At 62.4% G+C, this 19429-nt stretch carries 19 protein-coding genes; 8 read left to right on the plus strand and 11 right to left on the minus strand.

Going from position 1 to position 19429, the window contains the following annotated elements:
• From prmC to ACQ4V8_RS11360, 3 genes are all read left to right on the plus strand, one after another.
• Positions 1 to 831 (plus strand): peptide chain release factor N(5)-glutamine methyltransferase, encoded by an 831-nt coding sequence (prmC, locus tag ACQ4V8_RS11350; protein ID WP_010393645.1) that lies wholly within the window; start codon positions 1 to 3, stop codon positions 829 to 831.
• 215 nt (positions 832 to 1046) lie between these two features.
• On the plus strand, positions 1047 to 2642 hold the full coding sequence (gene gshA, locus ACQ4V8_RS11355) for a glutamate--cysteine ligase (RefSeq protein WP_436571479.1): 1596 nt from the start codon (positions 1047 to 1049) through the stop codon (positions 2640 to 2642).
• 19 nt (positions 2643 to 2661) lie between these two features.
• Positions 2662 to 3705: a histone deacetylase family protein gene (locus tag ACQ4V8_RS11360; protein ID WP_010393650.1), complete on the plus strand. Its 1044-nt coding sequence runs from the start codon at positions 2662 to 2664 to the stop codon at positions 3703 to 3705.
• Between the two features lie 95 nt (positions 3706 to 3800).
• Here the strand turns inward: ACQ4V8_RS11360 and ACQ4V8_RS11365 are convergent, their stop codons facing one another.
• Positions 3801 to 4583: a LytR/AlgR family response regulator transcription factor gene (locus ACQ4V8_RS11365; RefSeq protein ID WP_010393652.1), complete on the minus strand. Its 783-nt coding sequence runs from the start codon at positions 4581 to 4583 to the stop codon at positions 3801 to 3803.
• Positions 4570 to 5835 carry a histidine kinase gene (locus tag ACQ4V8_RS11370; protein ID WP_070346015.1) on the minus strand — a complete coding sequence of 422 codons (1266 nt, stop codon included), beginning with the start codon at positions 5833 to 5835 and terminating at the stop codon, positions 4570 to 4572. The genes ACQ4V8_RS11365 and ACQ4V8_RS11370 overlap by 14 nt, the downstream gene beginning before the upstream one ends.
• Positions 5836 to 6118: 283 nt before the next feature.
• On the opposite strand from ACQ4V8_RS11370, the gene ACQ4V8_RS11375 reads away from it, so the two are divergent.
• The 3 genes from ACQ4V8_RS11375 to ACQ4V8_RS11385 all read left to right on the plus strand — a co-directional run bounded on the left by ACQ4V8_RS11375 (position 6119) and on the right by ACQ4V8_RS11385 (position 7813).
• The gene (locus ACQ4V8_RS11375; protein ID WP_070346014.1) at positions 6119 to 6544 is read left to right on the plus strand and encodes an organic hydroperoxide resistance protein; all 426 of its coding nucleotides are present in this window, start codon (positions 6119 to 6121) and stop codon (positions 6542 to 6544) included.
• Positions 6545 to 6668: 124 nt separating this feature from the next.
• Positions 6669 to 7139, plus strand: coding sequence for a GNAT family N-acetyltransferase (locus ACQ4V8_RS11380; protein WP_010393659.1), 471 nt, complete (start codon positions 6669 to 6671; stop codon positions 7137 to 7139).
• On the plus strand, positions 7136 to 7813 hold the full coding sequence (locus ACQ4V8_RS11385) for a Dph6-related ATP pyrophosphatase (RefSeq protein ID WP_010393661.1): 678 nt from the start codon (positions 7136 to 7138) through the stop codon (positions 7811 to 7813). The genes ACQ4V8_RS11380 and ACQ4V8_RS11385 overlap by 4 nt, the downstream gene beginning before the upstream one ends.
• A 59-nt stretch (positions 7814 to 7872) precedes the next feature.
• Here the strand turns inward: ACQ4V8_RS11385 and ACQ4V8_RS11390 are convergent, their stop codons facing one another.
• Both ACQ4V8_RS11390 and ACQ4V8_RS11395 read right to left on the minus strand, forming a co-directional pair.
• Positions 7873 to 8334 (minus strand): FKBP-type peptidyl-prolyl cis-trans isomerase, encoded by a 462-nt coding sequence (locus tag ACQ4V8_RS11390; protein WP_010393663.1) that lies wholly within the window; start codon positions 8332 to 8334, stop codon positions 7873 to 7875.
• Between the two features lie 156 nt (positions 8335 to 8490).
• Positions 8491 to 10368 (minus strand): potassium transporter Kup, encoded by a 1878-nt coding sequence (locus ACQ4V8_RS11395; RefSeq protein WP_029496073.1) that lies wholly within the window; start codon positions 10366 to 10368, stop codon positions 8491 to 8493.
• A gap of 238 nt (positions 10369 to 10606) precedes the next feature.
• Between ACQ4V8_RS11395 and rarD the strand changes: the two genes are divergently transcribed.
• Complete coding sequence (gene rarD, locus ACQ4V8_RS11400) at positions 10607 to 11491, plus strand: EamA family transporter RarD (protein WP_010393668.1); 885 nt, start codon at positions 10607 to 10609, stop codon at positions 11489 to 11491.
• A 97-nt stretch (positions 11492 to 11588) separates the two neighbouring features.
• Positions 11589 to 13259 (plus strand): energy-dependent translational throttle protein EttA, encoded by a 1671-nt coding sequence (gene ettA, locus ACQ4V8_RS11405; RefSeq protein ID WP_010393671.1) that lies wholly within the window; start codon positions 11589 to 11591, stop codon positions 13257 to 13259.
• Positions 13260 to 13332: 73 nt separating this feature from the next.
• Here ettA and ACQ4V8_RS11410 read toward each other — a convergent pair whose 3' ends face one another.
• The 7 genes from ACQ4V8_RS11410 to ACQ4V8_RS11440 all read right to left on the minus strand — a co-directional run bounded on the left by ACQ4V8_RS11410 (position 13333) and on the right by ACQ4V8_RS11440 (position 19385).
• Entirely contained in the window at positions 13333 to 13914 is a 582-nt protein-coding gene (locus tag ACQ4V8_RS11410; protein ID WP_010393673.1) for a porin family protein, read from the minus strand.
• 569 nt (positions 13915 to 14483) lie between these two features.
• Positions 14484 to 14846, minus strand: a complete 363-nt coding sequence (locus tag ACQ4V8_RS11415) for a hypothetical protein (protein ID WP_010393675.1) — start codon at positions 14844 to 14846, stop codon at positions 14484 to 14486.
• A 302-nt stretch (positions 14847 to 15148) separates the two neighbouring features.
• On the minus strand, positions 15149 to 15976 hold the full coding sequence (locus ACQ4V8_RS11420) for a Rossmann-like and DUF2520 domain-containing protein (protein ID WP_010393677.1): 828 nt from the start codon (positions 15974 to 15976) through the stop codon (positions 15149 to 15151).
• A gap of 6 nt (positions 15977 to 15982) precedes the next feature.
• The gene (locus ACQ4V8_RS11425; RefSeq protein ID WP_010393679.1) at positions 15983 to 16570 is read right to left on the minus strand and encodes a DUF924 family protein; all 588 of its coding nucleotides are present in this window, start codon (positions 16568 to 16570) and stop codon (positions 15983 to 15985) included.
• Positions 16571 to 16575: 5 nt separating this feature from the next.
• Positions 16576 to 17316, minus strand: coding sequence for an MgtC/SapB family protein (locus tag ACQ4V8_RS11430; RefSeq protein WP_010393680.1), 741 nt, complete (start codon positions 17314 to 17316; stop codon positions 16576 to 16578).
• Entirely contained in the window at positions 17317 to 17565 is a 249-nt protein-coding gene (locus ACQ4V8_RS11435) for a hypothetical protein (RefSeq protein WP_010393683.1), read from the minus strand.
• A complete protein-coding gene (locus ACQ4V8_RS11440) occupies positions 17565 to 19385 on the minus strand; it encodes an aminopeptidase P family protein (RefSeq protein WP_436571480.1) in 1821 nt (606 codons plus the stop codon). Before ACQ4V8_RS11440 ends, ACQ4V8_RS11435 begins: the two co-directional genes overlap by 1 nt.
• Between the last annotated feature and the right edge of the window lie 44 nt (positions 19386 to 19429).

Genomic DNA, 19429 nt, shown 5'->3' on the forward strand with positions numbered 1-19429 from the left:
ATGCCAGAAACATTGATCCCCGCCGGCAGCACTGTCGGCGCCCTGCAAATGCGTCCGCTGCTCGACCCGCTCGACAATCGTATCCTGCTGGGCCACGCGCTGGGCCTGTCGCGCGTCTCGCTGATCACGCAATCGGAGCGTGTGCTGACGAACGACGAAGCAGTATGCCTGTCGGGCTTGCTGGCGCGCCGCCTGCGCGGCGAGCCGATCGCCTACATCGTCGGCCAGCGCGAATTTTTCGGCTTGCCATTCGAAGTGAACGATGCCGTGCTGATTCCCCGTCCCGACACCGAAGTGCTGGTGGAACTGGCGCTTGAACGCCTGCCCCCTGGCGGACGGGTACTCGACATGGGTACGGGCAGCGGCGCCATCGCCGTGGCGCTCGCCTACACGCGGCCCGACGCCGTCGTCACGGCCCTGGACGTCAGCAGCACCGCCCTTGCCGTAGCGCGCCGCAACGCCAGCGCCAACGGCGTCAACGTGACCTTCATGGCCAGCGACTGGTTCGAAGCGCTGGGCACGGAAAAGTTCGACCTGATCGTCTCCAATCCCCCCTACATCGCCAGCGGCGACCATCACCTGGCCGAAGGCGACCTGCGTTTTGAACCCACCGGCGCGCTGACCGACCACGCGGACGGCCTGTCGGCCTTGCGCACCATCGTCGCTGGTGCCGCGCGCCACCTGGCGTCAGGCGCCTGGCTGCTGCTGGAACACGGCTATGACCAGGCAGTGTCCGTGCGCGGCTTGCTGGCCGAGGCCGGCTACAGCAAAGTACAAAGCTGGCGCGACTTGGCCGGCATCGAAAGAGTCAGCGGCGCCCGCCTGGGCTGACCCCCTCGACGCGCGCGTTGCTTGATCCAGCAACGCGCCAGATCTCCCGCAGTTTGTTAAAATATCAAGCGAATTCCTGACCGAAGCGCCGTCCCCGTTCACCAGGGCGAACGCTGGCAACGCGGCGTTTTTTTGGCCGGTGCCGACGCATTTGCCAAAATTCGGTTAATCTCAGCACAAATAATTTATCTGCTGCACAAGAAAGGAAGCTCCAATTGCCCAACCTGTTGACTCGCCGCCTGGCATTGCTGACTAAAGATGCCAACCGCGCGCTGCTGGGCGGCTTGCGCGGCATCGAGCGTGAAACCCTGCGCGTCGACCATGCCGGCCATCTGGCTTCCACGCCCCATCCCGCCGCCCTGGGCTCGGCGCTGACGCACCCTGAAATCACCACCGACTACGCCGAAGCGCTGCTCGAATTCATCACGCCGGCTGAAAGCGACATCGCAACGACATTAAGCAAGCTCGATACCGTGCACCGCCATGCCTACAGCCGCCTCGGCGACGAGTTGCTGTGGAGCCAGTCGATGCCTTGCCAGCTGCCGCCCGAAGCGCAGATCGCCATCGCCAACTATGGCAGCTCGAACATGGGCATGCTCAAGCACGTCTATCGGCGCGGCCTGGCCTTGCGTTACGGCAAGGCCATGCAATGCATCGCCGGCATCCACTACAACTATTCGCTCGACGAGCAGCTCTGGCAGGTATTGCACAGCAATACCGCTACCAGCGCGCAACATGGGACGGCGACGCCGAAGGATGTGCAATCGGAAAGCTACCTGGCGACAATCCGCAATTTCCGCCGCTACAGCTGGCTGCTGATGTATCTGTTCGGCGCCTCGCCGGCCCTGTCCGCCGGCTTCCTGCGTGGCCGCGCGCACAAGCTCGACACCTTGTCCGACGACACCCTGTTCCTGCCCTATGCCACCAGCCTGCGCATGAGCGACCTCGGTTACCAGAACGATGCCCAGTCCGGTCTGCGCCCGCATGAAAATAGCCTGGAAGACTACGTCAACGCCCTCACGCACGCCGTCAACGACCCATACCCACCGTATGCGGCGCTGGGCACAAAGAAAGATGGCGAGTGGATACAGCTATCGAGCAACGTGCTGCAGATCGAAAATGAATACTATTCGACCATCCGCCCGAAGCGCGTGATCCGCACGGGCGAGCGTCCCATCCAGGCGCTGTGCCTGCGCGGCGTGCAATACATCGAAGTACGCTGCATGGATGTCGACCCATTCGAACCGGTCGGCATCAGCCTGGAAACAGCCCGCTTCCTCGACGCCTTTTTGCTGTTTTGCGCGCTCGACGACAGCGCGCCCATCTCGGCCGAGGAAAGCGCCTGCTACACCAATAATTTCGCCCGCACCGTCAAGGAAGGCCGCACGCCGGGCTTGCGCCTGCGCCACAATGGCGAAGACATCACCCTGCAAGCCTGGGGCGAACAATTGCTGGCGCGCATCGCACCTGTAGCGGCTTTGCTCGACGCGCGCGAGCAAGGCAGCGCACATGCGGACAGCCTGGCGGCGCAAGCGGTCAAACTGGCCGACCCGGACGCCACGCCATCGGCAAAGGTATTGGCCGAGCTGCGCGCCAACGGCGGCTCGTTTGCCGCCTTCGGCCTGCGCCAGAGTGAACGCCACGCCGCCTACTTCCGCGCGCAGCCGCCGACGCAGGAACAAAGCGCGTATTTCGAGCGGTTGGCGAGCAGCTCGCTGGCCGAGCAGCATGCCATGGAAGCGGCGCCCGCCGGCAGCTTCGACGATTTCGTCGCTGCCTACCGCGCCAGCACCCTGTGCCCGCACACCTGACCTTGCGCAAAGTGCCCCGATGCTGACCTTCTACAACGAATTGCACAGCCAGCACCGGGGCCGCTACGAAATGTTTCGCGGTGCCATCGTGCCCTGCTTCGAGACGCCCGAGCGGGCCGACATGGTGGTGGCCGAACTGGCACGGCGCAACCTGGGCCGCATCGTCACGCCGCACGGCGTGCCGCTGACGTCACTCGAACGCATCCACACGCCGCGTTACCTGCATTTTTTGCGCCACGCCTGGCACGACTGGCTGGCGCTCGACCCCGACAACGCGGGCAAGGACGCGCTGCCGTCCGTGTGGCCCGTGCGTACCTTGCGCCACGACATCGAACCGGACAACTTCACGGCCAAGCTGGGGCTGTATTCGATGGACAATGGCACGCCGCTGACGGCCGGCACCTGGACGGCAGCCAAGACGGGCGCCGACTGCGCCGTCAACGCGGCGCACGCGCTGCGCCTGGGTGAACGGGCCACGTTTGCCCTGACGCGCCCACCGGGCCACCATGCGGGCAGCGATTTCTTTGGTGGCTACTGCTTCCTGAACAACGCGGCACTGGCGGCGCAGCATTTGCTCGACGACGGCGCCCGCAGGGTCGCCATCGTTGATATCGATTATCACCACGGCAACGGCACGCAAAGCATTTTCTATGCGCGCGACGACGTGCTGTTCGCCTCGATCCATGCCGATCCGCGCAGCGAGTACCCGTTTTACCTCGGGCACGCCGATGAAACGGGCAGCGGTGCCGGTCTTGGCTACAACGTCAACCTGCCGCTACCGGCCGGCAGTTCCACGGCCAACTGGTTCGCGGCGCTGGAAACGGCCTGCCTGCGCATCAATATGTACGCGCCGGACGCACTGGTGGTGTCGCTCGGCGTCGATACCTTCGTCGGTGATCCGCTCTCGCACTTCGCCCTGCAAAGCGGCGACTACCTGCGCGTGGGCGAACGCCTGGCCCATCTGGGCCTACCCACCGCCTTCATCCTCGAAGGGGGCTATGCTGTCAAGGAATTGGGCATCAATGTGGTAAACGTGCTCGAAGGTTTTGAGACGGCTGAGTAAGTCTGGGGTCAGAATTCTGGGGTCAGACCCTCAACACCGCTAACGTCAAGCTCAGTGCCAACACAAACGGGGGGCTGACCCCGGCTTTAGCAGCTCTACATATTGCGAAACAAACTCATGAACGGCTGGCTCACGGCGAGGATCTCCCGGCGTGTTTTCAGGCGCAAGGCACCGCGCCCCACCTCGTCGCGCGTGACCGACGCCACCATCTTCATGTTGACGATGGTGGAGCGGTGGATCTGCTTGAAAATGGCCGGATCTAGCACGTCGAGCAATTCGCGTATCGGCTTGCGCAACAGCGCCTCGCCGTCCGCCGTCATGACGGCCGTGTACTTGGTGTCGGACTGAAAGTAGGCAATATCTTCCACCATGATCAGGCGCGTATCCTTGCCGCTGCTGGCCGTCAGCCACACCAGCGGCGGCGACTTGGCCGCCGCCGGCAAGGCGCTGCGCAATTGCTGCAGCAGGCCGGCCAACGCGCCATCGCCCGCCGTCACCTTGCCGGCACGCGCCTGGACGCGCTGCAAGGTCGCTTGCAGGCGCTCGCGGCCGATAGGTTTCAATAAGTAATCGACGGCACCCTTGTCAAAGGCATCGATCGCGTACTGGTCGTAGGCGGTGACGAACACCACTTGCGTGCCGGGACTGGCCTCGAGCGCGCCGGCCGCCACTTCCAGCCCCGTCAGACCCGGCATGCGAATATCGAGGAAGGCGACGTCGGGCTGCAAGGTGGCGATGGCGTCGAGTGCCGTGCCGCCATCGTCGCAAGCGGCGACGATGCGCAGCGACGGCCACGCTTCAGCCAGCAAAGCCACCAGCGCATCGCGCAACAGGGTTTCGTCTTCGGCAATGACGCAAGTCATCTCAGGCTGATGCATACGCCCCTCCTTGCGCCGTGCCGTCCGGCAACGTGATGGTCGCCGTCACGCCATCAGGGAAATTGGCAACAATGGCAAACGCGGCGGCATTGCCATAGATCAGGCGCAGGCGTTCGCGCACATTGCGCAGGCCGATGCCCGTGCCAGCGCCGTCGTCACTGAAACCCTTGCCATCGTCGGCCACCGTGACAATCACCGTGCCGTTGCCGCTGCGCGCCATGATCCACACAGTGCCGCCGCCGCTCTTCGGCTCCAGGCCATGCTTGATGGCGTTTTCCACCAAGGTTTGCAGCATCATTGGCGGCAGCTCCACCTGGCGCAGGTATTGCGGTACCTCAATTTGCAGGTTCAGGCGCGCACCCATGCGGATTTTCAAAATATCGAGGTAGGCGCGCGCCCGTTCCAGCTCCGTGCCCAGGGTCGACATGGCTTGCTCGGTGCGCGGCAGCGAGTGACGCAGGTACAAAATCAGGTTGCCCAGCATCTCGTCGGCGCGCACCGGGTCGCTGCGCGTGAGCAACTGCGCGCTGGCCAGGGTGTTGTACAGGAAGTGCGGTTCGACCTGCGCGTGCAGCAGGCTCAGCTTGGCCACCGTGAGTTCCTTTTCCGTCACCGTCTGGCGCGCCTCGGCCTGCTCGCCGCGCCGGCGCTGCGCCACCCGGCGCGTCATCGCCCGCGTCACCGCTTCCGCATTTTCCAGGTTGCTGCCATGGTCGACGAGAAACCAGTCGGTCCACGCACTGCGCGCCGGCTCGCAGATCAGGGTCACGCTGCCCGCCTCGCCATTCGGCGTGACGGTGGCGAGGATCTGGTTCGGCCGCGGCTCGATGAATCCCAGCAAGCGCATGCGCGGCAAGCCCGTGTGCGTGTACGGCGCCGCGCGGCGCACGCAGGCCTGCACCTGCAAGCTGTCGCGCGCGCTTTCGACCACTTCGCTGCCCGGCAATTCACGGATGGCCGCGTCGATCATGTCGAACACCTCGCCCGCCTCGAACGGGATCTCGATCTGGCGCCGCTGGCGGCTCGACAAGGTGCTGGCGTTGACGGTGCCGGCGATCAGGCGCACGCGGCGTACATGCGAAAACGCATTCGTGATGACGGCGCTGGCCAGCAGCGCGCCGACGATGACAAAGAAGCCTTCCGTGTGTTGGAAGATGTGGCGCAGAAAGGTCTCCACCAGAAGGGCGGTGGCGATGATGTAGGTGAGCATCGTGACTAGGCAGATGCGCAGGATAAAGAAGAGGCTAGTCATGATTTTTCCTTGGGGTTTGAAGTGGGCCCAGCATAACCATCGCCCCCGGCGACGCTGGCCATTATGCGATGGAAGGGCAATACTGGCGACAAAGGCAAGAAAATAAAGCGCAAATATACGTCGCGTCAAAATAAAATAGCTTGCAATTAAATAGTGCGCGATATATATTGTGTGCATGGACGCCGGCAATTGCTTCTACAGACGGGCATCCTGGGGCCACGGCCCACGAAACAAGTAGCACACTATTTAGTAGTCACCTATTTATCTATCTAAAGGAACCATTATGTCGATCAAACAAGTACTGTACCGCGCGCAAGCTACCGCCACCGGAGGCCGCGAAGGCCGTGCCGTGTCGTCCGACAATGTGCTGGACGTCAAGCTGACCACGCCAAAAGAACTGGGCGGCAATGGCGCCGTGGGCACCAATCCAGAACAACTGTTCGCCGCCGGCTACTCGGCCTGCTTCATCGGCGCCATGAAATTTGTCGGTGGCCGCGACAAGATCGCCTTGCCGGCGGACCTGTCCGTCGAAGGTCACGTCGGCATCGGCGCCATCGACACGGGCTTCGGCATCGAAGTGGAACTGAAAATTGCGCTGCCAGGCATGGAACGCGCCGCCGCCGAAGCGCTGGTCGCCGCCGCCCACATCGTGTGTCCGTACTCGAACGCCACGCGCGGCAACATCGACGTCACCCTGACGATCGTCTAAGAGCACCTGGCATAGGCTGTAGCGCGTCGCGCTTCGCCATCCAAACCGCACTGTCTTTATGGCAATGCGGTTTTTTGCGTGCACCGTTAAAATAGCGCTCTTTGACTCATTTTTCGGAGCACGCATGATCGCCTGGCAATGGAACACTTTCGACGAACTCGGTCCCCGCGATTTGTACCAGGTGCTGCAATTGCGCCAGCGCGTGTTCATCATCGAACAGCAATGTATTTATCCGGACCTCGATGGCTACGACCAGCAAGCCATGCACTTGCTGGGCTGGCAGACAGTCGATGGCCAGCGCCGGTTGGTCGCGTATCTGCGCGTGTTGGCGCCGGCCGCCAAATACGTGGAAATGTCGCTGGGCCGCGTGCTGACGGCGCCCGAAGCACGCACCACGGGCGCCGGCAAGCTGCTGCTGGCGGAGGGCATCGCACGCGCCGAACGCCAGCACCCTGGACACGCCATCCGCATCGGTGCGCAGCACTACCTGGAGCGCTTCTACCAGTGCTTCGGTTTTGTCACCGTCAGCGCGCCCTACGACGAAGACGGCATAGCGCACATCGACATGCTGCGCACGGCGAAAACAACAGCATGACGACGGCCCTCATTTCCTGGAGCGGTGGCAAGGATTCCTGCCTCGCTCTGTGGCGCGCACGCAACGCCGGCATGGCCGTGCCACTGCTGATCACGGCCATGGATGAAGATGGCCGCAAATCGCGCTCGCACGGCGTGCCGCCGGCATTGCTCGAAGCGCAGGCGGCCAGCCTGGGTGCACGCCTGCAGCGCTATCATGCCAGCTGGGCCAGCTACGAAGAGAAATTCATCGCCATGCTGCGCGCGGCGAAAGCCGAGGGTATCGCGCACGCCATCTTTGGCGACATCGATTTGCAAGCACACCGCGACTGGGAAGAAAAAGTCTGCGCTACGGCCGGCCTGACCGCCCACCTGCCCCTGTGGGGCGAAGCGCGGCGCGCGTTGGTCGACGAGTTTCTCGCCGCCGGCTTCAAGGCCATCGTCGTCTGCATCAATGGCCAGCACCTGCCACGCGATTTTTGCGGGCGCGAGTTCGATGCGTCCTTCCTGGCCGACCTGCCACCCGGCGTCGATGCCTGCGGCGAAAACGGCGAATTCCACACCTTCGTCTACGACGGCCCCGCGTTCAGCGCACCGGTGGCGCTGCGCCGCACGCAGGTACTGCAATATGACGCGCCAGCCACGCTGGGCGGCGCCACGTATTACTTCCAGGAACTAGCCCCACCCGAAGCGTAAACGGCCGCCAAAACAGCGATTCCGTGGAATCGCCCTTGGTCGCTGCGCCTTGCGCGTGCTTATTTTTTCGTCACGCCGATCAGCTTGACTTCGAACAACAAGCCGGCATAGCCGGGAATTTTCGGCGGGCTGCCCGCCTTGCCATAGGCCAGGTCATACGGAATGGCCAGCGTGCGCGTACCACCGACCTTCATGCCGACCAGACCGCGGTCCCAGCCCAGGATGACCCGGCCAATGCCCAGAACGAAATCAAAACCGGCTCCTGCCTGGCTCGCATCGAACTGCGCACCCTTGTTGCCTGGCTTGCTGGCGTCATACAGCCAGCCCGTGTAAGTCACCAGCAGCGTATCGCCCGCTGCCGCTACCGTGCCGGTGCCATCGACTGGATTGGTAATGGTGAGCTCTTTTACCTGTGTATTCGGGTCGAGCACGACCGGCTTCTCGGTGTTGGCAGCAGCACCGCAAGCGGTCAGGGCCACGGCGCAAGCAAACGTGGCGATCAATTGAAATACCGATTTCATGGTTTCCCTTTAAATATTGGTGTATGACTCAAGCCCGTACGGTGCGGACCGGTGCGGGCTGCAGTTTAACAGGTGTCGCCGGGCGCATTTGTAAGCAGACGTAAGCCCGGCGCTCAATGCGGCAACAATACAACGTTGCCACTATAACCAAAATATCTAAATTTCCACCTGCGTGCCCAGTTCGATCACCCGATTGCTCGGGATCTGATAGTAGTCGGCCGCCGTGCGCGCATTGCGCGACATGGTGACGAACAAATGCTCGCGCCACGGCATCATGCCGGCACCCGGCGTCGAGATGATGGTCTGGCGCGCGATGAAGAACGACGTTTCCATCATTTCGATATCAAGTCCCTGCTCGGCGCAGCGGGCCAGCGCCGCCGGAATATCAGGTTCATCCTTGAAGCCGTAATGCACGTTCACCTGGTAGCACTGGTGACCGAGACCCACCACGCGCACCTGCTCGGACGGCACCACCCACGGCTCCTCATGCATGAAGACGGTGAGGAAAATGACGCGTTCATGCAACACCTTGTTGTGCAGCAAGTTATGCAGCAGCGCGTGCGGCACGCCATCGGTCTCGCCGCGCAGGAAGATGGCCGTGCCGGGCACGCGCAGCGGCGGCGCGATGAATAGCGACGAGAGGAAGTCCTTGAGCGGGATCGCATGCTTCTCCAGGTTCTGGAACACCAGCTGGCGCCCCCGCTTCCAGGTCAGCATGATCGTAAACAGGATGGCGCCCAGCAGCAGCGGGAACCAGCCGCCGTGGAACAGTTTCAGAGCGCTGGCCGAGAACAGGTTGACGTCGATGATCAGGAAGAAACCGGTGGCACCCCAGCACAGCAGCAAATTCATCTTCCAGCGGTAGCGGATGACGAAGAAGGTCAGGATCGTGGTGGCCAGCATGGTGGCCGTGACGGCGATGCCGTAGGCGGCGGCCAGCTTTTCCGACGAACCGAAACCGACGACGGCCATCAGCACCACGGCCAGCTGCAGCCAGTTCACGGCAGGAATATAAATCTGCCCGATTTCACTTTCCGATGTGTGGCGCACGCGCATGCGCGGCAAAAAGCCCAGCGCGATGGCTTGCTTGGTCATCGAGAACGTGCCGGAAATGGTTGCCTGCGAAGCGATCACGGTAGCCATGGTCGACAAAATCACCAGCGGATACACGCTCCAGGCGCCCAACTGCTGGTAGAACGGATTGGAAATGGCTTCCGGGTGCGCCAGCAGCAGGCCACCCTGGCCCAGATAGTTCAGCGCCAGCGCGGGAAAGGCGATCAGGAACCAGGCCATGCGAATCGGCTTCTTGCCGAAGTGGCCCATGTCGGCGTACAGCGCCTCGGCGCCCGTCAGTGCCAGCACCACGGCGCCCAGCGACAGGAAGGCGATACGACCGTTGTCCATCAGGAAAGCGACCGCGTGCAGGGGATTGACGGCGGCCAGGATGGCTGGCGACTTGATGATATTGACCACGCCCATGCAGGCGAGCGCGACAAACCATATCAGCATGATGGGAGCGAAGAAGCGGCCGATGCCGGCCGTACCGTGTGACTGCACCGAATACAGCGCCACCAGCACGGCGATCGTCAGCCACACCACGTACGGGCTGAAGGCAGGCGTGGCCACTTCCAGACCTTCGATGGCAGAAAGCACGGAAATGGCAGGCGTGATCACGCTATCGCCATAGAACAGGGTGGCGCCAAACACGCCGATCACCATCAGCGGCACATGCCAGCGCGAGGACTTGCTGACGGACGACAGCACCAGCGCCATCAGGGCCATGATGCCGCCCTCGCCGCGGTTGTCGGCACGCAGCACCAGGGTCACGTACTTGAGCGAGACGATCAGGGTCAGGCCCCAGAAGATCAGCGAGACGATGCCCAGCAGGTTGTTATGCGTGACAGACAAGCCGTGGGCCGGGTCGAAGACCGTTTTCAGGGTATATAACGGACTAGTGCCGATATCGCCGTAGACGATGCCGACGGCAGCCAGTGTCAAGCCAACCAGGCTGCTTTTTTTATGTTCCGACGTCAAGATTGCACCCGTTTTTGTTTTGTTGCATCGCACAATATGATAGGTATTAGCAAATAGCAAGAGTATTTTTGCATGGTTCCGCAGCTGCCCCAAGGTCATGGTTTTGTGCCGCTCCGCCTTGCTGCGCGGGCTTGCGGCCATCGATTTGTTGCCATTCTACGCTTCGCTGGCGGCGCCGGGCAGCCCCCGGTGTTTTCAGCCATAATGACAGGCTGTCTACTCTCAAGCAAACCCCACCATGAATCCAGGCATGCTCTACGCCTCCCTCGCCTTCCTGTGCTGGGGTCTGTTCCCCCTGTATTTCCACGCTATTGATGAGATCGCACCGCAAGAAATCCTGGCGCACCGCATGGTCTGGTCACTGTTGTTTCTTGGCATCGTGCTGACCGTGCGCCGCCAATGGGGCTGGCTGGGCAGCCTGAAAGCACGGCCCAGGGTCGTGGCCAGCTTCGTCGCCAGTGCGTTTTTGCTATCGACCAACTGGTTCATCTATATCTGGGCCGTCAATAACGGCCATGTGGTCGACGCCAGCCTCGGCTATTTTATTACACCGCTGGTCAATGTCATGCTGGGGTTTTTGCTGCTGCACGAGCGCCTGCGCCGACTGCAGTGGCTGGCCATCAGCCTGGCCGCCTGCGGCGTAGCCTGGCTCACTTGGCAGGGTGGGCAAGTGCCCTGGATCGCACTGCTGCTGGCGGCCACCTTTGGCGGCTATGGCTTGCTGCGCAAGACAGCCGCGCTCGGTGCACTGGAAGGCCTGTCATTCGAAACGCTGATCCTGTTCCCTCTGGCCCTGGCCTACATGCTGTGGCTGGCCTGGCACGGCCAGAGCGGCTTCGTCAATACTGACGCGTCCGCCACCCGTGCACTGCTGCTGGCGTCCGGTCCCATCACGGCCATTCCCCTGCTGCTGTTCGCCGCCGGCGCGCGCCGCCTGCCGCTCGCCGTGCTGGGCTTATTGCAATACATCGCCCCCACGGGCCAACTGCTGATCGGCGTATGGGTCTTCCACGAATCGTTCACCCCAGAGCGCATGCTGGGCTTCCTCGTCATCTGGACGGCACTGGCTCTGTACGCTGCCGAAGGGCTGTGGACGGCCCGCAAGGCGCGCGCCAGCGCCTAGTCTTGCCCCTGGCGTCCGTTTCCACAGCGCGCAGCGCTGGCCGGAAGCGGGCGTTTACCGTATCCTGTGCATCTTTGTATATCACCCGAGATTTCTAATGGCAAATTACGTCTACACCATGAATCGCGTGGGCAAAATCGTTCCGCCCAAGCGCCAGATTCTGAAAGATATTTCCCTCTCCTTCTTCCCAGGCGCGAAGATCGGCGTGCTGGGCTTGAACGGCTCCGGCAAATCGACCCTGCTGAAAATCATGGCAGGCATCGACACCGACATTCAGGGCGAAGCGGTGCCGATGCCGGGCTTGAACATCGGCTACCTGCCGCAGGAACCACAACTGGATCCGGAAAAGACCGTGCGCCAGGAAGTCGAATCAGGCCTGGGCGAAGTATTTGAAGCACAAGCCAAGCTCGAAGCCGTGTACGCCGCGTATGCCGAGGAAGACGCCGATTTCGACGCCCTGGCCACGGAACAGGCACGCCTGGAAGCGATCATCTCGACTTCCGACGGTGGCAATTTGAATTTGCAGCTGGAAATGGCCGCCGACGCACTGCGCCTGCCACCATGGGACGCCAAGGTCGGCGTGCTGTCGGGTGGTGAAAAGCGCCGCGTGGCGCTATGCAAGCTGCTGCTGTCCAAGCCTGACATGCTGCTGCTCGACGAACCGACCAACCATCTGGATGCGGAATCGGTCGACTGGCTGGAACAATTCCTGCTGCGCTTCCCCGGCACCGTGGTGGCCATCACCCATGACCGCTACTTCCTCGACAATGCGGCCGAATGGATCCTGGAGCTGGACCGCGGCAGCGGCATTCCATGGAAGGGCAATTACTCGACGTGGCTGGAACAGAAGCAAGCCCGCCTGAAGCAGGAAGAATCGACCGAATCGGCGCGCCAAAAAGCGCTGCAGAAGGAATTGGAATGGTCGCGCCAGAATCCGAAAGCGCGCCAAGCCAAGTCGAAAGCGCGCCTGGCCCGCTTCAACGAACTGTCCGAGCACGAATACCAGAAGCGCAACGAAACGCAGGAAATCTTCATTCCCGTGGCCGAACGCCTGGGCAATGATGTCATCGAGTTCAAGAACGTGTCGAAAGCGTTCGGCGACCGTTTGCTGATCGACAACCTGAGTTTTACCGTACCACCGGGCGCCATCGTCGGCATCATCGGCCCCAACGGCGCCGGTAAGTCGACCTTGTTCAAGATGATTACCGGCAAGGAACAGCCGGACAGCGGTGAAGTGGCCATCGGGCAGACGGCGCGCGTGTCCATCGTCGACCAGAATCGCGGCGACTCGCTGTCGGACAGCAAGACCGTCTTCCAGGACGTGTGTGGCGGCGCCGACATGTTGACGGTCGGCCGCTTCGAAATGCCGTCGCGCGCCTACCTGGGCCGCTTCAACTTCAAGGGCGGCGACCAGCAAAAAATCGTCGGCAATCTGTCCGGCGGTGAACGTGGCCGTCTGCACCTGGCCAAAACCCTGCTGATGGGCGGCAATGTCCTGCTGCTCGATGAACCGTCGAACGATCTGGACGTGGAAACCTTGCGCGCGCTGGAAGACGCCTTGCTGGAATTTGCCGGCAGCGTCATGGTCATTTCGCATGATCGCTGGTTCCTCGACCGTATCGCCACGCACATCCTGGCATTCGAAGGCGATTCGCAGGTCACCTTCTTTGACGGCAACTATCAGGAATACGAAGCCGACAAGAAGAAACGCCTCGGTGACGAAGGCGCGAAACCAAAACGTATCCGCTACAAGCCATTGACGACCTAAGTTTTACGGTTGTCCATGCAAAAAAGGCAGTGACCTCGCGGTGACTGCCTTTTTTTTAAGCACTTCTAAACCTTTAGAAGTTGTAGCGTGCGCCTAAGGCCAGGCCGGTAGCCTTGCGGCCCTGGTCGGCGCTCTTGCCGAAGTGTTCCACTTCCGCCGTCAGCGAGACTTTCTCGTTGAGCGCGTACTGGGCACCGACGGAAGCGTACACGCCCGTCTTGTTATTGCCGCTGATGCCAGTCGACAGGCCGGTGCCGCTCAAGCTATTGTTGACCTTGGCCACGCCGAGCTTGCCGAACACGCCCACTTTATCGCTGACGGGCATGCTGACCTTGCCGGCCAGGTAGTAGCCGTGCGAATCGCTTTTTACGGAACCGTTGCCAGCGCCCGTGACATAGCTGTAATCCTTGCTGCCGAAATCGGCGTAACCGCCCTCGACCGCCCAGGTTTTATCGAAGTCGTAACCGGCGAAGACCTTGGCCCCGGCCTTGTAGCCGCTGTGATTATCGGCGCTGGTGGCGCCGGGAATATCAAAATTGTAGCGGTTGCCCGTGATGCCGGCGCCCACATACGCGCCCTCGGCGTGTGCGGCGCTCATGCCGGTCAGTGCGGTGACGGAAGCGATCATTGCAAACAGGATTTTCTTTTTCATCATGTTCTCTTTCAATTGGTTGACGTGCCTGGATTCGCAGTTCAGGGAAGTGCGATGACTACACAATAACAGCCGAAAAAAGCCACGTCTTTCCTCATTGCGTAAGAACTGTGACAAGATGTAAGCTGAAATTGCGAAGTGCCAATAACGTCAAAATGTACGTAGTTGAAAGAACTTAAGCTAGACTTAAGAGCATTACGGCGCTGGCGAATGTGCCGGCACGTACCATTGGCTCACCCTGGAATACGCGGGCAAGGCACATGCCCTGCCCCGGCTGCAGCCGGTCGATGTCCTGCAGGCGACGCAGCCTGCGGAGCAAGGCGGTGTCAAGACTTTGCTGCGCGCCATCGATGGCGATGCGGCAGCAATGACCGTGGCGCAGGCGCGCGCACGGCGTTCTACGGTCGCCCCCGCCTCAACGCACAGGCGATGGCGCTGCGCGGCCTGGGGCCGCTATTGGCATCCATGATGCAGGCCGCATCGCGGCCATGGCGGCACTGGGCCTGGCCAAACGTTGCGCCAGTTGCCCGTGGGCACTGCATCACATCAGCGTGAAAGCAGCTTGATACAGATTAAGCGTAGGCTTCGGCCATCGACATCACGCGCGGCGCGATCGTGATCCCATATTGCTCGAACAGGGCCGTGATGGCCGCCAGGTTCTGCGTGCACTCTTCGGTTTTCCAGCCCTTGAAGAGATCCGTGCCATCCTTCTGGAAATGCAGGTCCAGCACCTTGCCCTGATCCTTGTGCAGGTAGGGTGAACTATAGGTGTTCTCGTAGCCGAGCGCCTTCAATTGTTCCAGCAACACATGCGGCGGATGATCGGGATCAGTGGCGAGGAAAATGCCAAAGGTCTTGCCCGGTGGTTTGGCGGCGATATCAACTTCATAAATGCCGGGGGCCTTGCTGACAGACGTACTCTTTAAAAATAACATACAACACTCCCTGCGCGTAGTGTCCTGCGCCGAAAACGAGCGACAAGACAGGGGCGATGCGCAATGATTCCCATGTTTAAATCTTATTGCTAATTTGCATCTTTGTCGACAAATCGGCACTTTTATTTGGTGAGTCGTGGTTATCTTGTCGCGTTCGCCATGGAAGATTATTAATAATGCAAGTTATTATGGCGCCAATACTTGGCCTGCTGCCGACTTCCGGCTTGCTTGAAGAATGCCCTCAACCAAGCGGCTTGGGCCAAGATTCGCAGGCCCTGGTCACGACGTGCATGCGGCCTGATTCATCCGCCGCGCTTGCGCCTGGCCAGATCTTGCGTGGGCGCCACCAGCGCCCGGTACATTTCGCCCGTGGCGGCATCCCAGCTTTGCACCGCCTGCTGCTGGCGTTGCACGGTGGCCACATCGCCGCGTGCGATAGGGCCGGAAAGCGCGGGCGCCGCGCCCAGACGGAATACATTGGCCACCGCTTCCGTCACCAGGGGCTGCGCCAATTCGCGCGCCACCGCCTCGGGAATGCCAGCGGCCTGATAAGCGCGCAGGGCGGCATCGAGCACGGTCACCAGATAATTGCTGGCAAACACGGCAGCGGCGTGATACAGGGTCTTGGCAGCCGGATCGATGGGCACCGGACGCGCACCGATGGCGCTCAAGGCGGGCATCAGGAAGGCCAGCGCCAGCGGAGCGCCTTCGACGCCGCAAAACGTGCCCTCAAAGGTGGCGGCCACCTGTTGCGGGTCGGCAAAGCTGCGAATCGGATGCGCGCTGGCCACCGAGGCGCCGGCTTGCGTCGCGGCCAGCAGCACGTTCGACGCCAGCGCGCCGCTACAGTGAAACACGATGGCGCCCGCCTGCCGTCCTTCGGCCACCAGTGCCGCGCAGGCCGGGCCGATCTGGTCGTCCGCCACGGCCAGCATGGTGACGTCGGCGCCGCGCAAGGCGGCATAGCTGGCGACGGCGGTGCCGGCACCCATAAAATCGACCGCTGCCTGCGCCGACGCCATCGAGCGCGTCAGTACATCTTGCAGCACGATGCCATCGACACCGGCGAACAGGCGGCCCAGTACGCGACCGACATGGCCGGCGCCGATGATATTGAAGGTCAGGTTCATGGCAAACTAAAAACTCGATCCTGGCTGGCGCAGGAATTCAAGCTCTTCCGGCGTGGAGGGCCGGCCGAGATTGGCGTTGCGGTGGGGGAAGCGGCCGAAGCGGGCGATCACTTCCTGGTGCCGCTGGGCATAATCGAGCATGCTCTCAAAACCGGGCTGCGTCTGCGATAGCAGCTGGAATAGCTCGACGGCGCGCGCCTGCATGGCCAGCTCTTCGGCATGTTCGAATGGCAGGTAGGCGAAGGCGCGCAGCATGGGCGGCAACTGCTGGTCCTGCCCTGCTTGCGTCAAGGACACTGCCAGCGCCAGCGCCAAGGCGTCGCCGGCAAAAGCACGCGGCGTGCCGCGGTAGACATTGCGCGTGAACTGATCGAGCACGATGAGGTGCGCCAGCGCACCGTGCGGCGTCGCGTTCCACGCGCGCAAGCCACCGTCAATGGCGGTATCGATCAGCGCACCGAAACGCGCGCGTATGCGCGCATCAAAGGCATCGTCCTTGCGGAACCATTCCATGCGCGACTGAGCATGGCCACGGTGATCGGGCGGCAGGAACCAGAAATCGAGTACGTCTTGGGCCTGTGCATCCATGTCCATCCTTTTCAGTTGCGTGCGTGCGACAGCTGGAAGCCGGCGATGCCTTCAAAGGCGGCCAGTTCGGCCGACATGGTCGACAGGCTGGCGCCCGTGTTCTTGCCATGCGCGATGGCGACAAAGCGCCACTCCTGCATGCCGTCGGTACTGCCGATGGAAAGCGAGCCACCGGCGATGTCGTAGCCGCGCTTGGCGGCCATGCGCCGCAGTGCCTCTTCGCGCGGAACAAATCCTGGCTTGAAGCGCATGGTGATCGCCACCGCGTGGCGCGACGGCAGCCAATTCTCCAATTTCGACAGAAAAATCATCGCCATTGCGCACAGGAAAGCCAGGCCCATGGCCGACAGATAAAAGCCGATACCGACCATGACGCCGATCACGGACGAAGCCCAGATCGAGGCAGCCGTCGTCAGACCGCTGATATTGAAGCCCTCGCGCATGATGACGCCGGCGCCCAGAAAGCCCACGCCCGTGACAATACCCTGGATAACGCGCGTGGGGTCGCTGCCGACGATGGCGCCATGGCCGCCGTACCAAAACTCCGGATAGCCGCCCAGCACCGTCAGCGCGGCCGAAGCCATGCAGACCAGGCTGTAGGTGCGCATGCCCGCCGCGCGCCCGTGATACGAACGCTCGTAGCCCACCAATAGACCCAGCAGCAGCGCGCCGAGCAGGTTCAACAGGATCACGCCATTCGTTGCCAGCTCGGCCGGCGACCAATAGGCACGCAGGAAGTCTATGGTCGGCATCTAGGGCTTTTTCGTCAGCTGCTTTTCAAACGCCACATCGAGCTTGCTGACGCGGCGCGCCTTTTGCGGTCCCAGCCCATTGACGAAGGCGACAAAGGCATCGAGTTCCAGTGGCGCGCACAGGGGCGGCAAGCCCGGGCCTTCGGTGAGGAAGAACAGTTCATCGCCGGTGCGCGCCATCGTGTAGAGACGATGGCCGGTGCGTTCCTTGAGCCGCTCGATGGCGGAGGTGGCGCGGGTCGAGCGCATCAGATGGCTCCCGTGCGCTGTTCCAGCCACGCCAGCGCATCACCCGCCAAGTGCGGCGCCAGACGCGCGCGCACGCTGGCGTGGTAGTCGTTGAGCCAGGCCGCCTCGTCGTCGCGCAGCAGCGAGCGCTCCACGCAGCGCGTGTCGATCGGGCACAGGGTCAAGGTTTCGAAGCGCAAGAAATCACCGAACTGCGTCGTCCCTGCGGGAACCGCTGGCACATTCAGCACCAGGTTTTCGATGCGGATACCCCACTGGCCGGGACGGTAGATGCCCGGCTCGATGGAAGTGATCATGCCGACCTCCATCGCTGTCTGCGGCTCCGGCATGGCGGACTGCGAAATCGATTGCGGGCCTTCATGGACATTCAGGAAAAAGCCTACGCCGTGTCCCGTGCCATGGCCAAAGTCGATGCCCTCGGCCCACAGCGGTGCGCGGGCGATAGCGTCCAACATGGGTGACTTCACGCCGCGCGGGAACTGCGCGCGCGACAGGGCGATCATGCTGCGCAAGACCAGGGTGAAATCGCGCCTGTGTTCAGCCGTGATCGTGCCGACGGGGACCACACGCGTGATATCGGTGGTGCCGCCAAAGTACTGGCCGCCCGAATCGATCAACAGCAAGCCATCGCCTTCAATGGTCGCTTGCGTATCCGCATGGGCGTGGTAATGCATGATGGCGCCATGTGCGTTGAAACCGGCGATGGTGCCAAAACTGGGGCTAACAAAACCGGCGCGACGCGCGCGCGCGGCAGTCAGGTGTTCGTCGACGCCGATTTCCGTCAGTGGCGCGCGCTGCGGGTCGGCCAAGGTGCGCTCTAACCAGCTGAAAAACTCGCACAGGGCGGCGCCATCGTGCTCCATGGCGGCGCGCACATGCGCCGCTTCGCTATCCGTCTTGCGCGACTTGGCCAGGGTGGTCGGATTGATCGCTTCCACCACCGGCACCGATTCAGGCACGGCCTGGCGCGTGCCGAACGTGATGCGGCGTGGGTCCAGCAGCAAGGTGGCACTATCAGGCAGGGCGGCCAGCATGCTGCCGGCGCCGTCATACGCGGCCACGTCCACGCCTTGGCTCTCGAGCGTGGCGCGCAGGGAAGCGGACAGCTTGCCATCGGCCACGAACAGGGTGGCGCGCTGCGGGCCAACCAGCGCATGCGCGAGGAAGACGGGGTTATAGCTCACATCGGCGCCACGCAGGTTGAACAGCCAGGCGATATCGTCGAGGGTGGAAATGACGTGATGGCTGGCGCCGTGCGCAGCCATGCTGGCGCGCAGGGCCGCCAGTTTTTCCATGCGCGACAGGGCCGGATACTCCGCCGCATGTTCAAACACGGGGGCGGCAGGCATGGCAGGACGCTGCGACCACACGGCTTGCAGCAAATCGATATCAGTGCGCAGGGTCACCTGCGCGCCCAGCGCCTGCTGCAGCAGGCGTGCATTGGCCAGGCCCAGCACGGCGCCATCGACGGCCACCGTCTGCCCCGACTGCATGGTCTCGCCCAGCCAGTCGATAAACAGCACGCTGGCGCCGGACGGGATTTTTTTCAGGACGATGCCGCTGCCGGCCAGTTCCGTTTCCGCCTGCTCCCAGTAGCGGCCATCGGTCCATACGCCGGCGAAATCGTGCGTCACGACCAAGGTGCCGACCGAGCCCGTAAAACCGGACAGCCACTCACGTCCCTGCCAGCGCGCCGGCAGGTATTCGGACAGGTGCGGGTCGGCCGATGGCACGATGCAGGCGTCGATGTGCTGCGCGCGCATGGCGCTGCGCAGTTGCGACAAACGGGAGGCGGGAGTGGATTGGTCAGGTGTCTGCATGGGGCCGAAAAGAGCGGTGCTGGGAAGCGCCTATGATACCGCGA

The organism is Janthinobacterium paucivorans, assembly GCF_051380805.1.
Lineage (GTDB): Bacteria > Pseudomonadota > Gammaproteobacteria > Burkholderiales > Burkholderiaceae_D > Janthinobacterium > Janthinobacterium lividum_D.